This window comes from Streptomyces sp. AF1A, assembly GCF_047340315.1.
GTDB lineage: Bacteria > Actinomycetota > Actinomycetes > Streptomycetales > Streptomycetaceae > Streptomyces.
This window is the reverse complement of the sequence record NZ_JBLEBI010000122.1, coordinates 1-21,123: the sequence shown is the minus strand read 5'-3', so window position 1 is coordinate 21,123 and position 21,123 is coordinate 1. Positions and strand designations below refer to the sequence as shown.

General features: G+C 73.9%; 19 protein-coding genes and 1 riboswitch. Of the genes, 11 read left to right on the top strand and 8 right to left on the bottom strand.

The features are described 5' to 3' along the window. Nucleotides 1-1,080 (bottom strand): glycosyltransferase family 4 protein (locus ACLU3S_RS26085; RefSeq protein ID WP_413954393.1); only part of this gene is annotated, 1,080 nt, incomplete at its 3' end. Nucleotides 1,081-1,299: 219 nt separating this feature from the next. Here ACLU3S_RS26085 and ACLU3S_RS26080 point away from each other — a divergent pair. Next, nucleotides 1,300-1,917: a TetR family transcriptional regulator gene (locus ACLU3S_RS26080; RefSeq protein WP_413954392.1), complete on the top strand. Its 618-nt coding sequence runs from the start codon at nucleotides 1,300-1,302 to the stop codon at nucleotides 1,915-1,917. 27 nt (nucleotides 1,918-1,944) lie between these two features. Here the strand turns inward: ACLU3S_RS26080 and ACLU3S_RS26075 are convergent, their stop codons facing one another. Beyond that, complete coding sequence (locus ACLU3S_RS26075) at nucleotides 1,945-2,178, bottom strand: ferredoxin (protein ID WP_413954391.1); 234 nt, start codon at nucleotides 2,176-2,178, stop codon at nucleotides 1,945-1,947. A 2-nt stretch (nucleotides 2,179-2,180) separates the two neighbouring features. Next, the gene (locus ACLU3S_RS26070; RefSeq protein WP_413954390.1) at nucleotides 2,181-3,632 is read right to left on the bottom strand and encodes an aldehyde dehydrogenase; all 1,452 of its coding nucleotides are present in this window, start codon (nucleotides 3,630-3,632) and stop codon (nucleotides 2,181-2,183) included. Nucleotides 3,633-3,866: 234 nt separating this feature from the next. Here ACLU3S_RS26070 and ACLU3S_RS26065 point away from each other — a divergent pair, with 234 nt between their 5' ends. Beyond that, nucleotides 3,867-4,895 (top strand): MBL fold metallo-hydrolase, encoded by a 1,029-nt coding sequence (locus ACLU3S_RS26065; protein WP_413954389.1) that lies wholly within the window; start codon nucleotides 3,867-3,869, stop codon nucleotides 4,893-4,895. A 58-nt stretch (nucleotides 4,896-4,953) separates the two neighbouring features. On the opposite strand, the gene ACLU3S_RS26060 is transcribed toward ACLU3S_RS26065, so the two are convergent. Genes ACLU3S_RS26060 through ACLU3S_RS26045 form a run of 4 tightly spaced genes read right to left on the bottom strand, consistent with a single transcriptional unit; the run spans nucleotide 4,954 to nucleotide 9,225 of the window. Continuing rightward, nucleotides 4,954-6,342 (bottom strand): NAD(P)/FAD-dependent oxidoreductase, encoded by a 1,389-nt coding sequence (locus ACLU3S_RS26060; RefSeq protein WP_413954388.1) that lies wholly within the window; start codon nucleotides 6,340-6,342, stop codon nucleotides 4,954-4,956. Between the two features lie 15 nt (nucleotides 6,343-6,357). Next, the gene (locus ACLU3S_RS26055) at nucleotides 6,358-7,539 is read right to left on the bottom strand and encodes an MAB_1171c family putative transporter (protein WP_413954387.1); all 1,182 of its coding nucleotides are present in this window, start codon (nucleotides 7,537-7,539) and stop codon (nucleotides 6,358-6,360) included. Nucleotides 7,540-7,555: 16 nt separating this feature from the next. Then, nucleotides 7,556-8,698, bottom strand: coding sequence for an MAB_1171c family putative transporter (locus ACLU3S_RS26050; protein ID WP_413954386.1), 1,143 nt, complete (start codon nucleotides 8,696-8,698; stop codon nucleotides 7,556-7,558). Then, nucleotides 8,695-9,225 (bottom strand): toxin, encoded by a 531-nt coding sequence (locus ACLU3S_RS26045; protein WP_413954385.1) that lies wholly within the window; start codon nucleotides 9,223-9,225, stop codon nucleotides 8,695-8,697. The genes ACLU3S_RS26050 and ACLU3S_RS26045 overlap by 4 nt, the downstream gene beginning before the upstream one ends. A gap of 746 nt (nucleotides 9,226-9,971) precedes the next feature. Between ACLU3S_RS26045 and ACLU3S_RS26040 the strand changes: the two genes are divergently transcribed. From ACLU3S_RS26040 to ACLU3S_RS26015, 6 genes are all read left to right on the top strand, one after another. Further along, nucleotides 9,972-10,763, top strand: a complete 792-nt coding sequence (locus ACLU3S_RS26040) for an AfsR/SARP family transcriptional regulator (RefSeq protein WP_413954384.1) — start codon at nucleotides 9,972-9,974, stop codon at nucleotides 10,761-10,763. Between the two features lie 596 nt (nucleotides 10,764-11,359). Next, complete coding sequence (locus ACLU3S_RS26035; RefSeq protein ID WP_413954383.1) at nucleotides 11,360-11,734, top strand: hypothetical protein; 375 nt, start codon at nucleotides 11,360-11,362, stop codon at nucleotides 11,732-11,734. 362 nt (nucleotides 11,735-12,096) lie between these two features. Beyond that, nucleotides 12,097-12,807 (top strand): DUF5819 family protein, encoded by a 711-nt coding sequence (locus ACLU3S_RS26030; RefSeq protein WP_413954382.1) that lies wholly within the window; start codon nucleotides 12,097-12,099, stop codon nucleotides 12,805-12,807. After that, a complete protein-coding gene (locus ACLU3S_RS26025) occupies nucleotides 12,804-13,853 on the top strand; it encodes a hypothetical protein (protein ID WP_413954381.1) in 1,050 nt (349 codons plus the stop codon). Before ACLU3S_RS26030 ends, ACLU3S_RS26025 begins: the two co-directional genes overlap by 4 nt. After that, nucleotides 13,846-15,093, top strand: a complete 1,248-nt coding sequence (locus ACLU3S_RS26020) for a peptidoglycan DD-metalloendopeptidase family protein (protein ID WP_413954380.1) — start codon at nucleotides 13,846-13,848, stop codon at nucleotides 15,091-15,093. The genes ACLU3S_RS26025 and ACLU3S_RS26020 overlap by 8 nt, the downstream gene beginning before the upstream one ends. 136 nt (nucleotides 15,094-15,229) lie before the next feature. Continuing rightward, on the top strand, nucleotides 15,230-17,233 hold the full coding sequence (locus ACLU3S_RS26015; RefSeq protein WP_413954379.1) for a protease pro-enzyme activation domain-containing protein: 2,004 nt from the start codon (nucleotides 15,230-15,232) through the stop codon (nucleotides 17,231-17,233). Between the two features lie 108 nt (nucleotides 17,234-17,341). On the opposite strand, the gene ACLU3S_RS26010 is transcribed toward ACLU3S_RS26015, so the two are convergent. Then, nucleotides 17,342-18,013, bottom strand: a complete 672-nt coding sequence (locus tag ACLU3S_RS26010) for a phosphotransferase (protein ID WP_413954378.1) — start codon at nucleotides 18,011-18,013, stop codon at nucleotides 17,342-17,344. A 59-nt stretch (nucleotides 18,014-18,072) separates the two neighbouring features. Continuing rightward, nucleotides 18,073-18,202: riboswitch (cobalamin riboswitch) on the top strand. Between the two features lie 116 nt (nucleotides 18,203-18,318). On the opposite strand from ACLU3S_RS26010, the gene ACLU3S_RS26005 reads away from it, so the two are divergent. The 3 genes from ACLU3S_RS26005 to ACLU3S_RS25995 all read left to right on the top strand — a co-directional run. After that, nucleotides 18,319-19,536, top strand: coding sequence for a prenyltransferase/squalene oxidase repeat-containing protein (locus ACLU3S_RS26005; protein ID WP_413954377.1), 1,218 nt, complete (start codon nucleotides 18,319-18,321; stop codon nucleotides 19,534-19,536). Further along, nucleotides 19,533-20,183 (top strand): SCO2322 family protein, encoded by a 651-nt coding sequence (locus tag ACLU3S_RS26000; RefSeq protein ID WP_413954376.1) that lies wholly within the window; start codon nucleotides 19,533-19,535, stop codon nucleotides 20,181-20,183. The genes ACLU3S_RS26005 and ACLU3S_RS26000 overlap by 4 nt, the downstream gene beginning before the upstream one ends. 85 nt (nucleotides 20,184-20,268) lie before the next feature. After that, a partial coding sequence (locus ACLU3S_RS25995) for an energy-coupling factor transporter transmembrane component T (protein WP_413954375.1) occupies nucleotides 20,269-21,123 on the top strand: 855 nt, incomplete at its 3' end.

Below are 21,123 nucleotides of genomic sequence, written 5' to 3'. Positions count from 1 at the left end.
GCCGCCGGTGGTGGCGACCAGCGGGGTGCCGGTGGCCATGGCCTCGGCGGCGGGCAGCGAGAAGCCCTCGTACAGGGAGGGCACGCAGGCGACTTCGGCCGAGCGGATGAGGTCGACCAGCTCGGCGTCGGAGATGCCCTTGACGAAGTCGACGGCGCCCTCCAGGCCGTAGCGCTCGACGGCCTGGGCGACCGGGCCCTCCGCCGGGCGCTTGCCGACGACGACGAGGTGGGCGGCCGGATGCTCGGTGCGCACCTTCGCCAGCGCCTCCACCAGGAAGACCAGGCCCTTGAGGGGCACGTCGGCGCTGGAGGTGGTGACGATCCGGCCGGGCACCTGGGGGACGGCCGGATTCGGCGAGAAGAGGTCCGTGTCGGCGCCGATGTGGACCACGTGGACCCGGTCGTCGCGGACGCCGAGGTGGTCCACGATCTCCTGCCGGGAGGTGCCGGAGACGGTGAGGACGGAGGGCAGGCGGCGGGCGACGCGCTTCTGCATCCGGGTGAAGGCGTACCAGCGGCGCACCGAGTAGCGGCGCTGCCAGGTCTCGGCCGCGTCCAGCTCCAACTGCCGGTCGACGGTGATGGGGTGGTGGACGGTGGTGACCAGGGGCGCGCCGAGGTCGCCGAGGAGCCCGTAGCCGAGGGTCTGGTTGTCGTGCACGACGTCGAACTCACCGCGCCGGGCGCGCAGCAGCCGGCGGGCGCGCAGGGAGAAGGTCAGCGGCTCGGGAAAGCCGCCGGTCCACATCGTGGCGACCTCGAGGGCGTCGATCCAGTCCCGGTACTCGTCCCGCTTCGGGGTGCGGAAGGGGTCGGGCTGGCGGTAGAGGTCGAGGCTGGGCAGCTCGGTCAGCGTGAGCCCCGGGCAGCCTTCGTCGAGGACGGGATACGGCTGGGAGCCGATGACCTCCACGCGGTGCCCGAGGCGGGCCAGCTCGCGTGAGAGGTGCCGTACGTAGACGCCCTGACCGCCGCAGAACGGGTTCCCCTTGTAGGTGAGGAGTGCGATGTTGAGCGGTCGCTCGCCGTCAGATGCGGGGTCCTCCCGGACACCCGCTTCCCGGGCCTCAGCGGTCACTCCGTGCCCCCTTCTGCCTGCACTGTCCCGCGAGACTACGCGGGACGCTAATCTAGAACAAGTTTCAGACTTGATCGTTCAAGGGGCTCTGAATCTACCGGCAGGTAGGGGTGCTGTAAGCAGTGGATCAGGTGATTCGCGCCACGGCGCGCCGCCCTGCCATGCTGTTTGATCACGTGCCCTGCAGACACCCTCACCGATTGTCACGGAACGGGACCCATGCCAGCGGATGCCAGTACGTCACGTCCTGCCTCGCCGCCCCTCACCGAGCGGCAGGAGGCCCGCCGCCGCCGGATTCTGCACGCGAGCGCCCAGCTGGCCAGCCGGGGCGGGTTCGACGCCGTGCAGATGCGCGAGGTCGCCGAGTCGTCGCAGGTGGCCCTCGGCACGCTGTACCGCTACTTCCCGTCCAAGGTGCACCTGCTGGTGGCGACCATGCAGGACCAGCTGGAGCACATGCACGGCACGCTGCGCAAGAAGCCCCCGGCGGGTGACACGGCCGCCGAGCGCGTCGCCGAGACCCTGATGCGGGCCTTTCGCGCCCTGCAGCGCGAACCCCACCTGGCCGACGCCATGGTCCGCGCGCTGACCTTCGCCGACCGCAGCGTCAGCCCCGAGGTGGACCAGGTCTCCCGCCAGACCACGGCGATCATCCTGGACGCCATGGGCCTGGAACACCCCACCCCCGAGCAGCTCTCCGCGGTCCGCGTCATCGAGCACACCTGGCACTCCGCTCTCATCACCTGGCTCTCCGGACGCGCGTCGATCGCCCAGGTCAAGATCGACATCGAGACGGTGTGCCGGCTGATCGACCTGACGGAGCCGGGCGTGCGGTGAGCGGGCCGCTCCCCGGGCCGGGCGGGTCTACTCCTCCGGCGGGAACACGGGCTCACCGCTGCCCAGCAGGGTGATGACGATCGCCTCCACCGGGCAGTTCTCCGCCGCCGCCAGGAGGTGTTCGCTCGCGTCGGTGTCCGGCTCGACGGGACGGGACTGGCGGGCGGAGTCGAGGCGGAAGCCGTCCGGGGCGCGGTGGAGGCACTGGGCCGAGCCGATGCACACGGACCGGTCGACCTCGACGTGCCAGCGATCGCCCATCCCTACGCCCCGGCCGGCAGGTGGATCATCTTGTGCTCCAGGTACTCGCCGTACCCCTCGGGGCCGAACTCCCGCCCCAGGCCGGAGTTCTTGTAGCCGCCGAACGGGCCCAGCATGTCCAGGCTGAAGGTGTTGACCGAGTAGGTGCCGGTGCGCACCTGCCGGGCGACCTCGATGCCGCGCTCGACGTCGGACGTCCACACGCTGCCCGAGAGGCCGTAGTCGGAGTCGTCGGCGATCCTCACGGCCTCGGCCTCGTCGCCGTACGGCAGCAGGCAGACGACCGGGCCGAAGATCTCCTCGCGGGCGATCCGCATGGAGTTGTCGACGTCGCCGAAGAGGGTGGGTTCGACGTACCAGCCCTTCTCCAGGCCCGCCGGGCGGCCGCCGCCGGTGAGGATCTTGGCACCCTCCTCCTGGCCGATGCGGATGTAGTCCAGGGTGCGCCGCTGCCGGCGCCGGGCGACCAGCGGGCCGACCTGGGTGGCGGGGTCCAGCGGGTCGCCGACCGTCAGGGCGCTCGCGGCCCGGGCGAAGGCGTCGGCGAACTCGTCGTAGCGGGTGCGCGGGACGAGGATGCGGGTCTGGGCCACACACGCCTGGCCGTTGTTCATCCAGGCCGCCGGGACGATGCCGGAGACCGCCGCGCCGGCGTCCGCGTCCGGGAGCACGACGGCCGCCGACTTGCCGCCCAGTTCGAGGGTGACCCGGGTGAGATGGCGGGCGGCCACCTCCATCACGCGCCTGCCGGCCGCGACCGAGCCGGTGAAGGACACCTTGTCGACGCCGGGGTGGCCGACCAGGTACTCGCTGACCTCGCGGTCCGCCGGGAGGATGGAGAGGACCCCCTCGGGCAGTCCGGCCTCGCGGGCGATCCCGCCCAGGAGGTACGCGTCCAGCGGGGACTCCGGGGAGGGCTTCAGTACGACCGTGCAGCCCGCCAGCAGCGCGGGGGCGAGTTTGGCGGCGGCGACGAACTGCGGGACGTTCCACGGGACCACGGCGGCGACGACGCCGACCGGCTCGCGGCGCACGAGGAGCGGACCCAGCACCCCGTCCCGGCGCTCCTCGTGGGTGAAGTCGCGGGCGACCCGGATCGCCGCGTCCCACACCATCATCGCGCCGAGCGCCTGGGCGAGGACGCTCCAGGAGTACGGCGAGCCGTTCTGGGCGGAGATCACGCGGGCGATCTCCTCGTGCCGGGCGGCGATGCCGTCCTTGATGCGGGCGACGACCTCGGTCCGCTCGGCCAGGGACGCACGCGGCCAGGGCCCCTCGTCGAAGGCCCGGCGCGCGGCGGCCACGGCCCGGTCCACGTCGGCCCGGGAGGCGTGCGGCACCCGCCCGACGACCTCCTCGGTGTGCGGCGAGACCACCTCGATGACGTCCTCGCCGAGGGGGTCGGTCAACTCCCCGCCGATGAACAGCTGTCCGTGTTCCACGAGCTCGGTCATGGCCGACTGCCTCCCGCCGCACCGCACATCTGACGCTGTGTCAGAACTGATATCAGCTCTCCTTGCAGGAGTCCACGGACCGGACGCGAATGTCCCTGGCCGGCGAGGACCCGGCGCCGCCGCGGGGCGGCCCGGCAACGCCTCACGCAGACGGTCGTCTTGGGCGACCTTTGGAACGGGTTCTAGTTATAGTGGGCCAGGGTCGCGGGGCGCCGGTCGTGGGGTGGAGGGCGGATGACGGAGACGTTCGATCACGGCGGGGGTGTGCGGTCCCTGCGGGTCCCCATCCCGGACAACCCCCTCGGGCACACGCTGGTGTACGTGGTGGACACCGACCGGGGGCCGGTACTCGTCGACGCCGGCTGGGACGATCCGTCCTCCTGGGAGACGCTGGTGTCGGGGCTGACGGCCTGCGGCACGGCGGTGCGGGAGGTGTACGGGGTGGTCGTCACCCACCACCACCCGGACCACCACGGGCTGTCCGGGAAGGTGCGCGAGGCGTCCGGGGCATGGGTCGCCATGCACGCGGCGGACGCGGCGATCGTGCGGCGGGCGCGCGAGACGCGGCCCGAGTGGTGGTTCGCGTACATGGCCGCGAAGCTCACCGCGGCCGGTGCGCCACAGGAGCACGTGGCGCCGCTGCGGGCCGCGCGGGGCCGCCGTACCCCGCCCGGCCTCTCCCCCGCCCTGCCGGACCGCGCGATCGTCCCCGGCGAACTCCTCGACCTGCCCGGCCGCCGGCTGCGCGCGATCTGGACCCCGGGCCACACGCCCGGCCATGTCTGCCTGCACCTGGAGGAGGACCACCCGAGGCGGCTGCCGGGCCGGGGCCGGCTGTTCAGCGGGGACCATCTGCTGCCGGAGATCACCCCGCACATCGGGCTGTACGAGGACCCCGACGACGCGACCGTCACCGACCCCCTCGGCGACTACCTCGACTCCCTGGAGCGGGTGGGCCGCCTCGCCCCCGCCGAGGTCCTCCCCGCCCACCAGCACCCCTTCGCCGACGCGCCCGCCCGGGTGCGGCAGTTGCTCACCCATCACGAGGAACGCCTGCGGGGCCTGCTGGCCCTGCTCGCCGAGCCCCGCACGCCCTGGCAGCTCGCCGAGCGGATGGAGTGGAACCGCCCCTGGGCCGACATCCCCTACGGATCGCGGAACATCGCGGTGTCGGAGGCCGAGTCCCACCTGCGCCGCCTGGTGAAGCAGGGCCGCGCGGAGCCGGTGGCCGGGACCGAGCCGGTGGCGTACGTGGCGGTCTGAAAACCGCTCGCCCGGCCGGTCCGCGGCCTGATGAACGGGCCCGCCCCCAAGGCCGCGGTCAGTTGAGGGTCGCCAGGAAGGCGCGCTCGGCCGTGGTCAGCGGGGGGCCGGAGAGCGGACGCAGGGCGGGGCCGGTGAGCGCGGCCAAAAGCGTGTCCGGCCGCATCAGCCGGGCCGGTCCGGTGCGCAGGCTGGTGACGTCCCACAGGGCGGAGGCCGCCGGGTAGGAGCCGGTGGCCGCCTTCGTCAGGCGCTTGGAGTACCCCGCGGCGAGCCGGTCAGCGGCGGTCGGCCTGCCGCCCACCACGCCGGGATACAGCACGTCCGTGCTGACGGCCATCGTCCAGGCCGCCTCGACGGACCGGGCCGCCGCCCGCTGGACGCGGCGCGCCAGTCCGGGCGCGCCGATGTCGCTGTCCCGCAGCGCCTCGGCCAGCGCCAGGGCGCCGAGCGCCGCGACGGACATGCCCTGGCCGTAGAGCGGGTTGAAGGTGGCCACGGCGTCGCCGAGCGCGACGAAGCCGTCGGGCCAGACGCGGCACCGCTCCAGATAGCGGCGGGAGTTGCTGGTGCTGCGGCTGGTGAAGACGGGGGTGAGCGGCTCGGCGCCGGCGATGAGCCGGCCCACCAGGGGGCTCGGCAGGTCGAGGGCGTAGCGGAGGAAGGCGTCGGGGTCCTTCGGCGGCTCGCTGCCGCGCATGCCGCCGAGGCTGACCATCCACTGGTCCTGCTCGATCGGCACGATCATGCCGCTGCGCCCGGGCCGGCCGCTGTAGGGGTCGGCCTGGATCAGGGTCAGCGGCCAGTCCTGCGCGCCGGGCGGAGTGCGGTACAGGCGGGTGGCGTTGGCCAGGCCGCAGTCGACGTTGCGCTCACGGACGCCGTGGACGCCGAGCGCGTCGAGCCACGGCAGCACCCGGGTCCCGCGGCCGCTGGCGTCCACCACCCAGTCGGCGTCCAGTGCGTCCGCCCGGCCGGCGCCGTCGAGCCGCACGCCGACGACCCGGCGGGCGCTGCCGCGCAGCCCGGTCACCCGGCCCTGGCGGACCTCCACATTGGGATGGCCGTCGAGGACGCGCCGGCGCACCACCCAGTCCAGCAGCGGCCTGCTGGAGGTGATCGTGACGTACGCGCGGTGCCGCCAGCGGCGGAACCAGCCGGCCGGGGTGAGGGCCACCATGCCGGAGCTGAGCGCCAGTTCCCTGGCTCCGGCGGACAGCAGGTGCTTGCGCACGTCCACCTGGGGCAGGAGCCGCTCGATCGCCTCCAGGCCGCCGGGCATGAGCAGGTGGGCGTGGTGCGCCTGAGGCACGCCTCGGCGGTGCGCGGGCGCGTCGGGCAGCTCGTCGCGGTCCAGCACGACCACGTGGTCCACGGCCGGCGACAACGCCGCGGCGGCGAGCATGCCGGCCGGCCCGGCCCCTATGACTACGGCTCTTCGCGACATCCTGGTCCTCTTCCTTCAGCTCTGCGTGGCTCGCGTCGCGCCCTCGCGGGCCGCCCTGACGACGGGCGACCCGGCCAACGCCCGTGCCAATTGGACCAGTTCACCGGTGTCCGAGAAAACCGCGGCCTGCAGACGGGACGTGCCGGACGGCTCGGGGCTCCCGGCCGGCTGCGGCCGGCGGGCCTGCTGCGCGGCGTCGACGACCATGGCGGCGGCCGCGATGAAGTGGGCCTCGCCGGGCGGGCTGCCCTGCGTGCGGGCCTGCCGGTACGCCGTCTCGCGCACCCGGCCGTCGCAGTGGGACTGCAGGGCGAGCAGGGCGTCGAGGATGCGGATCTCGCGGTAGTACAGCCGGCCGCGGGGCAGCTGCCAGCGCGGGGGTGCGGGCTTGGGGGCGGTCGGCACGTCCTTCAGCTCGGCCCACAGCGGGGCGAGCGCCCGGTAGTCCCACAGGCTCTGCCACTGGGCCTGGGCCGCGGGCAGCAGCCGGGGCAGGACGAAGCCCGCGCTGCAGATCAGGGCGCCCAGGGCGGAGGCGGGCGGGGCGAGGTCGGTGGACAGGCGGTCCAGGTCGTGTGCCGCCCAACGGGCGGCGACCGCCGTCATCTTGGCGCACTCGAAGCCGATGACGTCGACGGACAGCCCCGCCATGATGAGGCGCAGGCCCACCCGGAGGATGCCCGTCACCTCCCGCGACCAGCGCAGACACACCCAGCACGTGGTCACCGCGCAGGCCCCGTGCCCGATGAGGTACAGCAGGATCATCTCGCGCATGTACGGGGTGTTCGCGTAGTAGGTGTCGAGGTCCCGCAGCCGCTCGACCGGCGCGCTCGCGAGGGCGAACAGCGTGATGATGGCGACGATGAGCGCGCTGTACACCGTGGCGACCCGCACCACCCAGCGCCGTACCTGCTCGGCGGGGCCGCCGCGCCAGTTGATCAGCAGGATCAGCAGGGAGGCGCTGTAGGCGGAGATGACGCTGTAGGTCATCGGCGCGCCGAAGTTGGGGATGCCGGTGAGTTCGTTCACCGCGGACAGGGTGACGGGCGCCGAGCAGAAGAAGCACAGTCCGCCGAGGAAGATCGACACGCAGGTGGAGGCGGTCAGCGGGTCCCGCAGGGCGACCCGCGGCCTGCGGAAGAGGAGCAGGGCGGTCACGGCGAAGATGCTGGCGGCCGAGTACACGACGAGGCTCATGGGTCGGCGGCTCCGTTCAGCACACGGCCAGCGCGCGCCGGCCGGTGCCGTCGGCGAGGGCGTCGGCGATGCGCAGGAGTGCCGGAAGGTCGGGGTGGCCCGGGAGCGGTCCGGCGGCCACGGGTCCGGTGCCGTGACCGCTCACGGCCTCGGTCGCGGCGGCTATGGCGGTGGCCCACGCGGCGGCCTCGGCCCGGCGCGCGTCGCCCAGCGTGCGCAGGCCGTCGGCGTAGGTCTGCCGGTACAGCCCCTCGTCGAAGTACCGCTCCAGATAGTGCAGCCCGTTGTAGATGGAGCTCTGGCGCCAGGTCAGCCAGCGGGCGGGCGAGGGCCACACCGGGCGTGGCAGGCGCAGGTACTCGCGGGCGAGCAGGTCCGTCAACTGCCGCTCCAGCGGGCCCAGCCGCGTGTACTGGCGCCAGTAGCGGGCCCGGGTCGCCAGGAACGGGACGATCAGCGGGATCACGATGCCCACCACGGTCAGGGCCGCGCTCAGCCCGGCGCAGGCCGGCGAGAACGTCGTACCGAGCGCGGACCAGTCGCGCCCGCACCAGCGCGCGGCCACCGCCACGAGCTTGGACGCGCTGTACCCGCCGCCGGCCAGGGTGCCGACCCCCATGGTGACCAGCCCCGCGCGCAGGGAGCCGTGCAGCTGCCGGGCCCAGGACAGGGAGTGCCAGGCGGTGACGACGACGGCCGTGAGGTGCGCGACGAGGTACAGGACGATCATCTCGGCGATGTACGGCGTGGTGGCGTAGTAGGTGTCGAAGTCCGTCCGGCGCTCCACCGACGCGTCGCCCAAGGCGAACAGGACCGCGATGCAGCCGAGCACGGCCGCGTACCCGAGGGTCCAGCGCCGGACGGCGCGGGCCGTGCCCGGGCCGCCGCGCCAGCGCACGACGAGCACCAGGGAAGCGGCGCCGTACGCGGTGACGGCCCCGTACGTCAGCGGGGCGGCGAGGTTGGGCACGCCGCTGACGCCGTTGATGAACCCGACGGTGTACGGCGCGCCGAACAGGAAGCACAGCGAGGCGAAGGCGAGCGCGCTGCTGAGGGCGAGCAGGAAAGGATCGCGCCACCTGCGGGCCAGATCGGGCGCCTTGACCAGCAGGCCCAGCCACAGCAGCCCGCAGCTCACGTAGTTGATCAGGTCACTCACCTTTGGGCACCGCGGTAGTTGAGGGCCGCCCCGATGCGGCCCGCGAGGTCGTCGTTGCCGGAGGTGTGCGCCGCGTAGACGGAGTCGGGGGACGCCTTCAGCCAGGGGCGCAGCCGGTCCCCGATCAGCATGCCGAACAGGTCGGCCCGCTGCTCCGCGGCCTCCAGGAACCGGGTGCGCGCGGCGGCCGGGCGGGCCGCGTCACCGCCGGCCGGCGCCAGGCCGGTCTCGGCGTGGGCGGCCAGGTGGGAGGGGTCGTCGTCGGCCATGTGCCACAGCTCGTGGCCCAGGATCACCAGCTTCATCCAGGGCGGGGCGTCCGCCTCGATGACGACGTCGTCACGCGTGCCGCGCTCGATCCAGAGCCCGGTGGCGGAGGTGTGCGGCGGGAAGTTGGCCAGGTGGACGACGATCGGGCGGCCGCGCCAGCTGGAGGCGGACTCGACCAGGGCGGACAGCAGGTCACCGGGGTCGGCGGGGATCGGAACCCTGAGGGGATCGATGAGCGCGTTGGCGAACCGGCGCATCTTCCTGGTTGTACGCACCATTCCCCCGGGGGCTGCAAGCGGTCACGTCTGATCGCAATATGCCAACTCCCCGCCGCTTCAGCCACCTTCATGGGAGGCCCGCGCACGGAACGAAAGGGACGTACAGCGGAAACGGGGTGCCGAGGGGCGTGCCGGGTGGCCAAAACACACACCTTCCGCGGCGCCGTCAGCCCCGGCCGGGCTCCGCGGAGATGGTCATTTCGGCCGAACGGGCGGGGGTGGCGAGCCGGCGGGCGCCGTCGTCGCCGTCCGCGGACGGGGACCTCGCCGCGGGCCGCGCGGTCGTCCGCGGCCCCGCCGAGGGACGAGGCGTTCCCGAAGCCGGGGTCGGCGCCGCCCTGGACCGCGGGCCGTTCGGCATCCCGTTGCCCGGCCGGCCGTATTGCGCGCCGGGCACCCCGAAATGGCAGCCGTGTGCCCTCCGGCTCGTTCCCCCGCCAATCCCGTTGCGCAGATATCCGGAAGACCAGGAGGCGCCGCTGAACTCCCCCTTACGCCGGACGTGCCGCGCACCATGCGGCCGACCGCGCATATTCCTCGACAACGGCAGACATCACATCCACTCCACCCGATCTTCACCGCGGTCAAGGGCACGGTGTGACTCACGCCAATTCTCGGTAAAAGGAACACCCTGAACTTGCCGGGTGCCCGGCGCGCCACGGAAGATCGGCGTTCGGCGGGACTGACCACCCCGCCCCGTGGGAAACACGTCATGGGGGAAAGAATTGGACTTCCACATACTCGGGCCGCTTCGCATCGCGGGCACCGACGGCTCCACGTCGTCGGGCCCCGGGGCCCTCAAACAGCGGGCGCTGCTGGCGCTGCTGTGCCTGAACGCCGAGCGCGTCGTCTCGACTCGGCAGCTCACCGCCCTGCTCTGGGCGGACGACCCGCCGCGCACCGCGGCCACCGCTCTGCAGGTATACGTCTCCAGGCTGCGCAAGCACCTGTCGGCGCTGGGCGCGGAGCCGGGCCTCCTGGCCACCCGGGCCCCCGGTTACGTTCTCGACCTGGGGCAGCGCCACCAACTGGACCTGCACCGTTTCGAGTCGGCCGTGGCCGACGGCCGCCGGGCGAGCGCCCTGGGCCGGCTGGCGGAGGCTTCCGAGCTGCTGGCCTTTGCCGTCGCGCTGTGGCGCGGGCCTGCCCTCGCCGACGTCCGCGGCCTGGCCCTGCTGGACGATCTGGGCCGCCGGCTGGACGAGCAGCGGAACGCGGCGCACGAGCTGCGGGTGGAAACCGAGCTCCGGCTGGGCCGGAACGCCTGGGTGATCAGCGAGGCATGGGGGCTGGTGGCGGACCAGCCGCTGTGGGAGAACCTCTATCTGTACCTGATGGTGGCTCTCTACCGGAGCGGCCGCACCGCCGACGCGCTCGGCGTCTACGACACGCTCCGGAACAAGCTCGTGGAGCGACTGGGAATCGAACCGAGCCTGCGGGTCCGTACGGTGCAGCGCGCCGTCCTCTCCCGGGCCTCATGGCTCGAGGACAGAGCCGCCCTTCCGCTGGTGTCATAGGTTCGCGCGTGACCGACCGCGGGCCGGACGCCCTCGGCCCGGGCCGGTGTCAGGGCGTCCGCCGCCTGCCGCCCCGGCGCGGGCCGGTGTCAGGGCGTCCGCCGCCTGCCGCCCCCGGCCGCGGGCCGGTGTCAGGGCGTCCGCCGCCTGCCGCGCCCGGCCCGGGGCGGTGGCGCCCGCAACGCCGCGACGCTCAGCGCCCCGTTCGCGCCTGGGCCGACGCGGCGGCGAAAAAGGCACGATTTCCGTTTCCGTCGTTTTACGGAAGACGCCGTTAGCACCGGTTTAGTTTTTCCTCGGAAATCCCATCGCACAGTAAAGGTTGCGCATCCGAGGCAGCGCTCGTGAGCGCCTGACGAGCGATAACGGCACCGGATGACGCCGAAATTGAGCTTTGCCTGAGCTTGGAGCGCCCAACTCCGTTTGCGTGCAACGAAATTCGTTGAGCGGCGCGAAGACTCGCGGTTAGCATGAACGCACTCCCCGGTTGTTCAAGGCCTAGGCGCACCGTGCCGAGCCCCGGGAGAAAAGTGCGCACGTGTCCACGAATCGATTCGCGCATCCCGTTGAATTGTCACCACTCGAAGGGAACCACCATGAACGGCAAGCGTGCCGTCGCCGGTGCCCTGGTCGCGGCTCTCGCCGCGGTCGGCACCGCGGGTCTCGCCACTTCCAGCGCGTCGGCAGCCTCCCTGCCGCAGCACAAGGCCGCCGCCCAGCACTCGGTCGTCACCGCAAAGGTCCTCGGCAAGGGCGTGCAGCCGCAGTTCTGGCACGGCATCGCCCAGAGCGTCGCCGCCGCCACGGTCGTCAAGGCGACCGAGAAGACGGTGAAGATCACCTCCAAGCTGAAGTCGAGCGAGTCCTCGTCGTCCAGCGAGTCCTCCTCGTCGTCCAGCGGCGGCCCCGCCCTCAGCGGCGCGTCGCTGCACGGAGTGATCCCGGGCGACACCGCCTACGACGCCCACTGAACCGTCGCGCCGACCGCTGCACGGCGCCGCCGTGCGCGGCGGCGGAAGACCGACTGGCGCCGGCCGACCACCGGCGCCGCGTGACCTGTGGCGCCGGCCGACCGCCGGCGCAGGGGAAGCCGGGGCACCGCCCGGCCGGCGGAGCCGCTCGGCATGCGGCACCGGCCGACCACCGGTGCCGGACGACGTGACCACCGCATGACCAGCGGTGCGCAGTGAGAAGTGGTGCCGGATGCCCACCGACACCGCTCGCCCCCGTGCCGGGGCGGGGCGCCCCGCCCCGGCACGCAGTGTCGCGCGCCTCCCTCCCTTTTCCGAGACGACCGACCCTGGACGTCGGACCCACCTGGATGTGGACAGCGATGAGAGTTCTCGCGCGCTCGCGCGCATCGGAGGGCGCACCCCGGACGGCGGGCGGGCCACTTCCGCTCAAGGTACGGATCACTGCGCTGGCCGCCCTGGCCGCCCTGGCGGTGTACTGCTGGTGCTGCCTGGTGTACAACGCCCCCGACTCCCCGGCGAAGGACCGCCTCAAGGGCCCCGCCACGGCCTTCATGGAGCCGTACTTCTGGCAGGACTGGCAGCTCTTCGGTCCCACGCCCGGCAGCAGCAACGACCTCATCTACCTGCGCGCCCGGATGCGGCTGCCCGGCTCGGGACAGACCGTCGTGACCAGCCCCGTCGAGATCGAGCAGGCCATCGACAGATCGCCGCGCGACTTCCGCGTGAACCCGACCAAACTCCCCGGCGTTCTCCTCGCGTTCGACGCCGCGGCCAACCGGTACGCGGGTGTCGCCAACAAGTTCGAGAAGCTGCCGGCAGCCGAGCGCAAGGCGGCCCGCAAGCGCCTCGACGACGAGTTCAAGCCCGACTTCGAGGAGATGCGGCGCTTCTTCTCGGCGCAGGCGAGGACGCTCTACCCGAACGCACGGATCATCGCCGTCCAGGCGACCTTCAAGAACCGCCCCATCGTTCCCTTCTCGGCCCGGTACGCGACTCCTCGGCCGAAGCAGCGGGAACAGGGGGTGCTGGCCACGTCGTGGCTGACCTACGAACCGGGGGTGGCGCAATGACCGGCGTGCTCGCCCTGCTGGGCCGGGGATGGCACAGCGGCACGGCCCGGCTGGACGGCGTACTCCTGCGCCTGGCGACCAGGAGGCACCGGCTCGTCGGAGTCGCGATCCTGCGGATCGTCATCGGCTTCGCCACCGTGCTGTACTGCCTGTCCGACTATGCGAAGCGGCGCTTCCTGTGGGGGCCCGACTCCTACAACTCCATCTCCACGGCGAAGGCCGAGCTGCCGCGCTGGGGTTTCTCGGTCTTCCTCTGGAGCCATTCCACGCTCTGGTTCGAGATCGCCTTTCACGCCGCGATCCTGGTCGCCCTCGCGTTCATGGTCTTCGGTGGCCGTGCGCTCGCGCTGGCCCAGGCCGTGATGATGTGGTCGCTGCACAACCGCAACCAGGACATCCTCGAAGGCGGCGACAACCTCACCCAGATCCTGATCCTGTTCATGGTCCTCACCGTCTCCAACGCCTACTTCGCGCCCGGCGCCAAGAAGAGGCGCGCGACGATGCGGGAGCGGGAACAGCCGGCGATCTCCACCGTGCTGCACAACGTGGGCGCCTTTCTGATCGTCTTCCAGACCGCGGTGCTGTACTTCGCCGCCGGCTACTGGAAGATCACCGGGAAGATGTGGCAGGACGGCGTGGCCATGTACTACATCAGCCGGATCACCGGCTTCGAGATGTCGGCGACGTACGCGCACCTGATGAGCAGCGCCGTCGTGGGAACCGCCGTCTGCTACGTCACGATCCTCATCGAACTGGCGCTTCCCTTCGCGCTGTTGTCGGCCCGCCCGTGGGTCCGCAAGACCAACACCCTGGCGCTGGAGGGCCTGCACGTGGGCATCATGGCCTTCATGGGCCTGGTGTGCTTCGGGCTGCTGATGATCGGCGCGGACTGCACCTGCCTGCGGGACGAGGACTACAGGTCGCTCGCGCGCCGCTTCCGGACGGTCAAGGACCGCGTGCTGAACGGTGGTTGGTCACCGGCGGCCGCACGCGGCGTCACACCCGTGGCGATGACGGCGGGGCAGGACGGTGCGGCCGATGCGTGACACGACGGGGGAACCGGCGGACGGCCGGCGGACCGGGCGGCCGGACCACGGCCAGGACGCCGCGGCGGACGCCCTGTACCGGTTCCTGACCGCGGAGCCCGGCGAGCGCGAACGCCTGGCGCCGCGGGTGGCCGCCGCCGTGGGCCGCGAGCGGCTCGACGAGATCGTGGCCGCCACCCTCGCGCGCGTCGGCGACGTCACCGGCGTGCGCGACAGCCCCGAGGGGCTCGTGATCGAGGGCACCAGGGGCCGCGCGCTCGCCTTCGCCGCCAGCCGTGACGGCCGTGAGCTCGCCGGGCTGCTGATCGCCCCGGCCGCACACCGGCCGTCGCGCCTGCGCGTGTCCCACGGGGCGCGCACGGCCTTCGCGTGGGCGGTGCTGGCCCTGCTGTTCGCCGTGCGCGTCGGCGACTGCTGGGAGGCGCCCTCCCGGACCGCCTGGTGCGGCAGCCTGCTCATCGTCGCGGTCGGCTACCTGTTCCTGGAGGGCTGGCGCGCCCCCGCCACCCAGCCCTGGTGGATACGGCGTCCCCTGGAGGCCGGGGCGCTCGTCGCCCTCGCCTCCGCCTGCCGGCTGCCCGGACTGCCCGCGTCGGGCGGCCCCACCGCCGAACTGCTCGTCGGAGCCGTCCTGTTCGCCGTCGCCGGCGTGCTCCTGGTGCGAGCGCGCCGCCACCGCTGGGGGCAGGCCGTGTCGCGGCCTCTCGTCTTCCCGCTGCAGGGCGGGAGTTGGTACATCGCGCAGGGCGGCGGACGGGGCCTGAACCATCACGCGGGCTTCCCCGAGCAGCGCGGCGCCCTGGACGTCCTCCGGGTCGGCCCCGGCGGCACGCGGGCGCGCGGCCGCGCCCGGGGCGAGGGCGCGCGCGGCACGAACGCGAGCCACCTGGTGTACGGGCAGCCCGTGCACGCGCCCTGTGACGGCACGGTGGTCTCCGCCGCCGACCACATCGACGACCAGGAACCCGGCACCATCCGCTACCAGCCCGTGTACGGCAACCACGTGTGGATCGACACGGGCCGTGAGGTCGTCAAGCTGGCCCACCTGCGGCCCGGCACCGTGACCGTGACCACGGGCGACCCCGTGCGCGCCGGGCAGGTGCTCGGCGAGGTCGGGAACTCCGGCAACAGCAGCGAGCCCCACCTGCACATCCACGCCGAACGCGACGGCCTCGGCCTCGACCTGGAGTTCCAGGGCGTCTCGGGCCCGCTCTGCCGGGGCCGGACCATCCGCACCTAGGGCCGCCAAAGGACCCTGGGCATCCCTTTCGCACCTTTCACCCGGCGGCCATCGGCCGGTACGGCGCAGTCCGTGCCGCGCCGCGGCTCCGTCCCGCGCGCCGTCCGGCGCCGCCACACCAGAAGGTCTGCATCCCGTGCCTCTTCACGCCTCCATACGCCTGCCGCACCGCCTGCGCCGCGGTTCCGTGGCCGCCGCGGCCTGTGCCCTGCTGCTGGGCACCGCCGGCTCCCTCCCCGCCGCCCACGCGGCCGACCGGCACCCCCTCGTGGGATCCCGGCCCGCGTACGCGACGCCGGCCGCCGACGCGGGCCCCGTGCCCGGTGCGCGCCGCGTCAGCGCGCGTCTCTACCTCGGCTCCCGTGACCCGGCGGGGCTCTCGGCGTTCCTGCGCGCGGTCACCGACCCGCACAGCCCCGAGTACCGGCACTACCTCACCCCGGCCGCGTACCAGCGGCGCTTCGGTCAGACGGACCAGCACATCCGTGCCGTCTCCGCATGGCTGGCCCGGTCCGGGTTCACCGTCACCGGCCGCACCCTCCACCACCTCACGATCGAGGGCCCCGCCCGCGCCGTCCAGCGGGCCTTCGGCACGAGCCTGCACCGCTACCGCACCGGCCGCGGCACGAGCGACGCGCCCTCGGGCGACCTCAGCGTGCCCGCCGCCCTCGGCGCGACCGTGCTCGGCGTGTCCGGCCTGTCCACCCCCGGCGCAGCCCGCCCCCTCTCCACCCCGGCACCGGCTCTCGACGTGCCCGCGGACGGGGCCGTGTGCTCCGGCCACTTCGGTCAGAAGCCGGCCACGCGGCTGCCCAAGGCGTACGGCAGGACCACCGCGTACGCGCCCTGCCCCTACATCCCCGCACAGCTCCGGCACGCCTACGGCGCGGGCACCGACGGCGCCACCGGGCGCGGCTCCACCATCGCCGTCGTCGACGCCTACGGGTCGCCGGACATGCCCGCCGACGCCGACCGCTACGCCCGGGCCACCGGCGACCGCGCCTTCCGGCCGGGCCAGTACCGCCAGCACGTGACGCCCCGCGGCTGGCACATAAGTGACGCGTGCGCTCCGCCGCGGACCTGGGCCGGCGAGCAGGCACTCGACATCGACCTCGCCCACGGTCTCGCCCCGGACGCGAAGGTCCTGTACGTCGGCGCGAACTCCTGCCTCGACAACGACCTGATGGACGCCGAGACGTACGTCATCGACGGCCGCCGGGCGGATGTCGTCTCCAACTCCTGGGCGGAGATCGTCCACTCCAGCCCCGGGCACCTGACCCCCACGCTGGTGGCCGCGTGGAACCTGCTGTTCGAGCAGGCCGCGGCCGAGGGCATCGGGGTCTCCTTCGCCGCCGGTGACTGCGGCGACTCCTCGCCCGGGGCCGCGCGGACCGGCGTCAACTGCGACCCGAAGACCACCCGGGCCCAGGCCGACTTCCCCAGCGGCTCGCCGTGGGTCACCTCGGTCGGCGGCACCACCCTGGCCCTGGACCGGCACGGCGACTACGCCTGGGAGACCAGCATGGGCGACGAGCTGTCCGTTCTCACGGACAAGGGCCGGGCGTGGGGGCCGGTCCCCGGCGTCTTCGCCTTCGGCGGCGGAGGGGGCGCGAGCGACTTCCCGCGGCCCTGGTACCAGCGCGGCCGTGTCCCCGGCGGCACCGCGCGCCGGGCGACGCCCGACGTGGCGCTGGAAGGCGACGGGGCACTGCCCGTCCTCGTCGGGCTCACGGACGCCGGGACCTACCATCTCGTCGGGTTCGGCGGCACGTCGGCGGCCGCGCCCGCCTTCGCCGCCGTCCAGGCCGACGCCCAACAGGCCTCCGGACACCGGCTCGGCTTCGCCAACCCGCTCCTGTACGCCCTCGCCGCATCCCACGCCCATGTGTTCCACGACGTCACCGACCACCCCGCGAACGCGGGGACGGCGCCCCTGACCGTGGTACGCGACGAGGGCCCCGGCGTCGACACGGCCGGGGGCGCCCAGCGCTATCTCCTCTACACCCTCGGCCACGACTTCGGCCTCCATGCCCGCCGCGGCTACGACGACGCCACCGGTCTCGGCTCCCCGACCACCGGCTACCTGCGCTGGTTCCGGCACCCCGAGCTCGCCCCGAGGCCGGCGGGCGCCACTCCCTGATCCGGCTGCAACCCCGCCACAGCCCCGCCACAGTCCCGCATCAAACCGGCACGAACGGCCCGACCCCGGCCGAACCCACCGGAATGGAACGGAGCGGACCGGAAGACGCTAACCCAGCCGCCCCAGCCCCCTTACCAGCCCCTCCGCGTCCGCCAGGACCTCGACCTCCCGCGGGGACATCGTCGGGTTGGCCGCCCGCCGTCTGCGGGCCTCGGCCAGGCCGGAGGCCGTGAGGTCCGCCGGGTCGGTGAGCAGGCCGGTGAGGACGGCTCGGGCCGGTTCGCCCAGCGCGTCGTCGGCGAGGGCGACCTGGGCGAGGATCAGCGCCGACATGCCCCAGTCCAGGCCGGGGTGGCCGTCCTCGGCGTTGGACCAGTCGATGACGCGGGGGCCGTCCGGGGTGAGCATGACGTTGTCGGGGTGCAGGTCGAGGTGGAGCACGCGCAGGTGCGGGGCGGTCGCGTCCCGGCCCGGTACCGCGTGCAACTGCCGCAGCAGCCGGGCGAGGAGGGTGCCGGCCTCCGTCGCGCCGACCTGGCCGGCCAGCAGGGCGCCGAGCAGCGTCGGGCCGGACAGCCGCTCCAGGACGAGGTCGGTGGGCGAGGCGGAGGGCCGTACCCGGGGCGCCGGATAGCCGTGCCGGCGCACGTGGGCCATCACGGCGCCCTCGGCGGCCGCGTCCCCCCAGCCCTCGCGGTCCCGGCGCAGCACCCACGCCTCGTCGATCTCGTACACGTCGGCCGTACGGCCCGAACCCAGCAGTCTCCCCGTGGTCGTCATGACCGTGACCCTAGTCACCGCCCCGATGTGCGCACAGCCACCCGTCGGGCCGCGCGCGGCTGCCGGTAAAGTGGCGGAGTCGTCATCACAACCCGTACAGGGGAAAGCCGGTGCAATTCCGGCGCTGACCCGCAACCGTGAACCGTGCCGCGCACGGTGAGCCGGACTGCCCCGGACGGGACGTTGACCGGCTCACGTGCGCCGGCGGCCCGCCGCGCACGGCACCGTCGAGGTCTACGGAGCCGAGCCGCCCGGGGCCCTCCCGTGCGCTGCCCGGCTCCCCGCAGGGAGAGGCAGTCGCCTTCATGAACGTCCGCCGCAGTGCCGCGGCTCTCGCCGCCATAGGCGTGCTGGCCGCCGCAGCACCCGCCACGGCCGCCGGTCCGTCGCCGTCCGCGTCCCCGAAGGTGGCGATCCCCTCGGGCCTGTACGGCGAGTCGGACCCGACCTACGACGGTGTGTGGCGCCAGTCGCTGACCCTGGTCGCCCAGCGGACGCTGGGCTACCGGCCCGCCGCGCGGGCGGTGGACTGGCTCACCGGCCAGCAGTGCGCGAACGGCGCCTTCGCCGCCTTCCGCGCCGCTCCCGCCAAGGCCTGCGACAGCAAGGTCGTGGTCGACACCAACAGCACGGCCGCGGCCGTCCAGGCGCTGCAGGCGGTCGGCGGGCACGGCGGCGCCGTCCGGAAGGCGGTGGACTGGCTGAAGTCCGTGCAGAACAAGGACGGCGGCTGGGGCTACTCCCCCGGCGGGCCCAGCGACACCAACTCCACCTCCGTGGTCATCGGCGCGCTGGCCGCGGCCGGCACGGACCCGGCGGGCCTGCGCCCGTCCGGCAAGTCCCCCTACGACCTGCTGGCCGCCCGGTCCATCCCGTGCGACCAGGACGGCGGCGGCGCCCTCGCCTACCAGCCGGACAAGAAGGGCGCGTTGCTCGCCAACGCGGACGCGACGGCGGCCGGTGTCCTGGGCGCGCTCGGCAAGGGCTTCGTCACCGGGACCGGCAAGTCCCCCGCGCAGGACGGCTGCGCCAAGGCCGGCCACCTCACCCCGGCCCAGGTCGCGGACAACGCCGGCGCCTACCTGGCATCGGCCGTCGCCAAGAGCGGCCACCTGATGTCCGCGCTCCCCGGCGCCAAGGACCAGCCCGACTTCGGCAACACGGCCGACGCGGTCGTCGCCCTCGCCGCGGACGGCCGGACCGGGCCGGCCAAGAAGGCGTACGCCTGGCTGGAGAAGAACGCCACCCAGTGGGCGTCCCAGAGCGGCCCGGCCGCGTACGCGCAGCTGATCCTCGCCGCGCACGCGGTCGGCGCGCAGCCGGGCGACTTCGGCGGCACCAGCCTGGTCCGGTCCCTCAACGACCTCGGTCCCGCCCCGCACATGGACAAGGCCGCCGCACGGCACGCCGAGGCGTCCCGCGACGGCTCGCACGCCGGCGTCTGGTGGGTCGTCGGCGTCGGCCTCGTCGCGGGCATCGGCATCGGCTTCCTGCTCAGCGCCCGGAAGAAGCGGCAGCCGTGACCGCCGTCCGCCGTGCCGCGCCCGTCCTGGTGGCCGCCCTCGCCCTGCTGCTCGGTGCCGCGCCGGCGCAGGCCACCGGCTACCGCTACTGGTCGTTCTGGGAGCGCGGCGGCGGCCACTGGACCTACGCCACGCAGGGCCCGTCGACGGTCCGCCCCGACGACGGCGCCGTGGAGGGCTTCCGCTTCGCGGTGAGCGCGGACTCCGCGGACGCGACCCGGCCGCGCGGCACGGCGGACTTCGGCACGATCTGCGCGGGCACGGCCGCCACGTCCGGCACGAAGCGGGTGGCCCTGGTCCTCGACTTCGGCACACCGGCGGACGCCCCGTCCGGCGAGACCCCGCCCGCCCCGCGCACCGCCTGCGCGCGGGTCCGCCCGGACGCGACGACGGCCGACGCCCTCGCCGCGGTCGCGGGTCCCCTGCGCTACGACTCCAACGCCCTGCTGTGCGCGATCGCCGGGTATCCGCACAAGGGGTGCGGGGAGCAGGTGGCGGCGGGAGAGCCGGCGCGCGGGACCGCTGCCGGCAAGGGCAAGGGCGCCTCGGACGGCGGCCCTTCGCTGGGCCTGCCGATCGGCGCGGCGGCGGTCGCCCTGCTGGCGGGGGCGGCGGTATGGCAGGCGCGGCGGCGCAACCGTGCCTAGCCGGCGCGACCGCGGGCCGTCGTACGGCGGCACCCCGCACCGGCCGGCCGGTGAGCCCGCCGCCCGGCACCCGTACCGTGCCCCCGTGCACCCGGGTGCCTGGTGGCTGTGGGCGATATCCCTCGGCACCGCCGCCACCCGCACCACCAACCCCCTCCTCCTCGCCCTCCTCGTCGTCACATCGGCGTACGTCGTGGCCACGCACCGCTCCCCCGCCCCCTGGTCCCGCTCCTACACCGCCTTCGCCAGGCTCGCCCTCGCCGTCCTCCTCATCCGCCTCGTCTTCGCGGTGGCGCTCGGCTCCCCCATCCCCGGCACCCACCCCGTCCTCACCCTCCCCGAAGTCCCGCTCCCGCACTGGGCGCAGGGCATCCGGCTGGGCGGCACGGTCACCGCGGAGGCGCTCGTCTTCGCCGCGTACGACGGCCTGAAACTGGCCACCCTCCTGATCTGCGTCGGCGCCGCGAACGCCCTCGCCAGTCCGTCCCGCCTGCTGAAGTCGCTGCCCGGCGCCCTGTACGAGACGGGCGTGGCCGTGGTCGTCGCCCTCACGTTCGCGCCCCACCTCATCGCCGACGTCCGGCGTCTGCGCGCCGCGCGCCGGCTGCGCGGCCGCCCGGACCGGGGCGTGCGCGGGCTGCTCCAGGTCGGACTGCCGGTGCTGGAGGGCGCGTTGGAGCGCTCGGTCGCGCTGGCCGCCGCGATGGAGGCCCGCGGCTACGGCCGTACCGCCGAGGTCCCCGCCCGGGTCCGGCGTACGACGGCCGCGCTCACCCTCGGCGGCCTGCTCGGGGTGTGCGCGGGGACGTACGGGCTGCTCACCGCGGAGGGCGGCGGCTACGGCGTCCCGCTGCTGCTCACCGGCGCCGGCGCCGCGCTCGCGGGGCTGCGGCTGGGCGGCCGCCGTTCGCTGCGCACCCGGTACCAGATCGGAAGAGAC

Excerpts from the sequence above, each read along its gene's own strand:
- ACLU3S_RS26035 (WP_413954383.1), top strand. The coding sequence starts at position 11,360 with ATGAACGGCAAGCGTGCCGTCGCCGGTGCCCTGGTCGCGGCTCTCGCC.
- ACLU3S_RS26025 (WP_413954381.1), top strand. The coding sequence starts at position 12,804 with ATGACCGGCGTGCTCGCCCTGCTGGGCCGGGGATGGCACAGCGGCACG.
- ACLU3S_RS26030 (WP_413954382.1), top strand. The coding sequence starts at position 12,097 with ATGAGAGTTCTCGCGCGCTCGCGCGCATCGGAGGGCGCACCCCGGACG.
- ACLU3S_RS26010 (WP_413954378.1), bottom strand. The coding sequence starts at position 18,013 with ATGACGACCACGGGGAGACTGCTGGGTTCGGGCCGTACGGCCGACGTG.
- ACLU3S_RS26020 (WP_413954380.1), top strand. The coding sequence starts at position 13,846 with ATGCGTGACACGACGGGGGAACCGGCGGACGGCCGGCGGACCGGGCGG.
- ACLU3S_RS26055 (WP_413954387.1), bottom strand. The coding sequence starts at position 7,539 with ATGAGCCTCGTCGTGTACTCGGCCGCCAGCATCTTCGCCGTGACCGCC.
- ACLU3S_RS26075 (WP_413954391.1), bottom strand. The coding sequence starts at position 2,178 with ATGGGCGATCGCTGGCACGTCGAGGTCGACCGGTCCGTGTGCATCGGC.
- ACLU3S_RS26045 (WP_413954385.1), bottom strand. The coding sequence starts at position 9,225 with ATGCGCCGGTTCGCCAACGCGCTCATCGATCCCCTCAGGGTTCCGATC.
- ACLU3S_RS26080 (WP_413954392.1), top strand. The coding sequence starts at position 1,300 with ATGCCAGCGGATGCCAGTACGTCACGTCCTGCCTCGCCGCCCCTCACC.
- ACLU3S_RS26070 (WP_413954390.1), bottom strand. The coding sequence starts at position 3,632 with ATGACCGAGCTCGTGGAACACGGACAGCTGTTCATCGGCGGGGAGTTG.
- ACLU3S_RS26005 (WP_413954377.1), top strand. The coding sequence starts at position 18,319 with ATGAACGTCCGCCGCAGTGCCGCGGCTCTCGCCGCCATAGGCGTGCTG.
- ACLU3S_RS26065 (WP_413954389.1), top strand. The coding sequence starts at position 3,867 with ATGACGGAGACGTTCGATCACGGCGGGGGTGTGCGGTCCCTGCGGGTC.
- ACLU3S_RS26060 (WP_413954388.1), bottom strand. The coding sequence starts at position 6,342 with ATGTCGCGAAGAGCCGTAGTCATAGGGGCCGGGCCGGCCGGCATGCTC.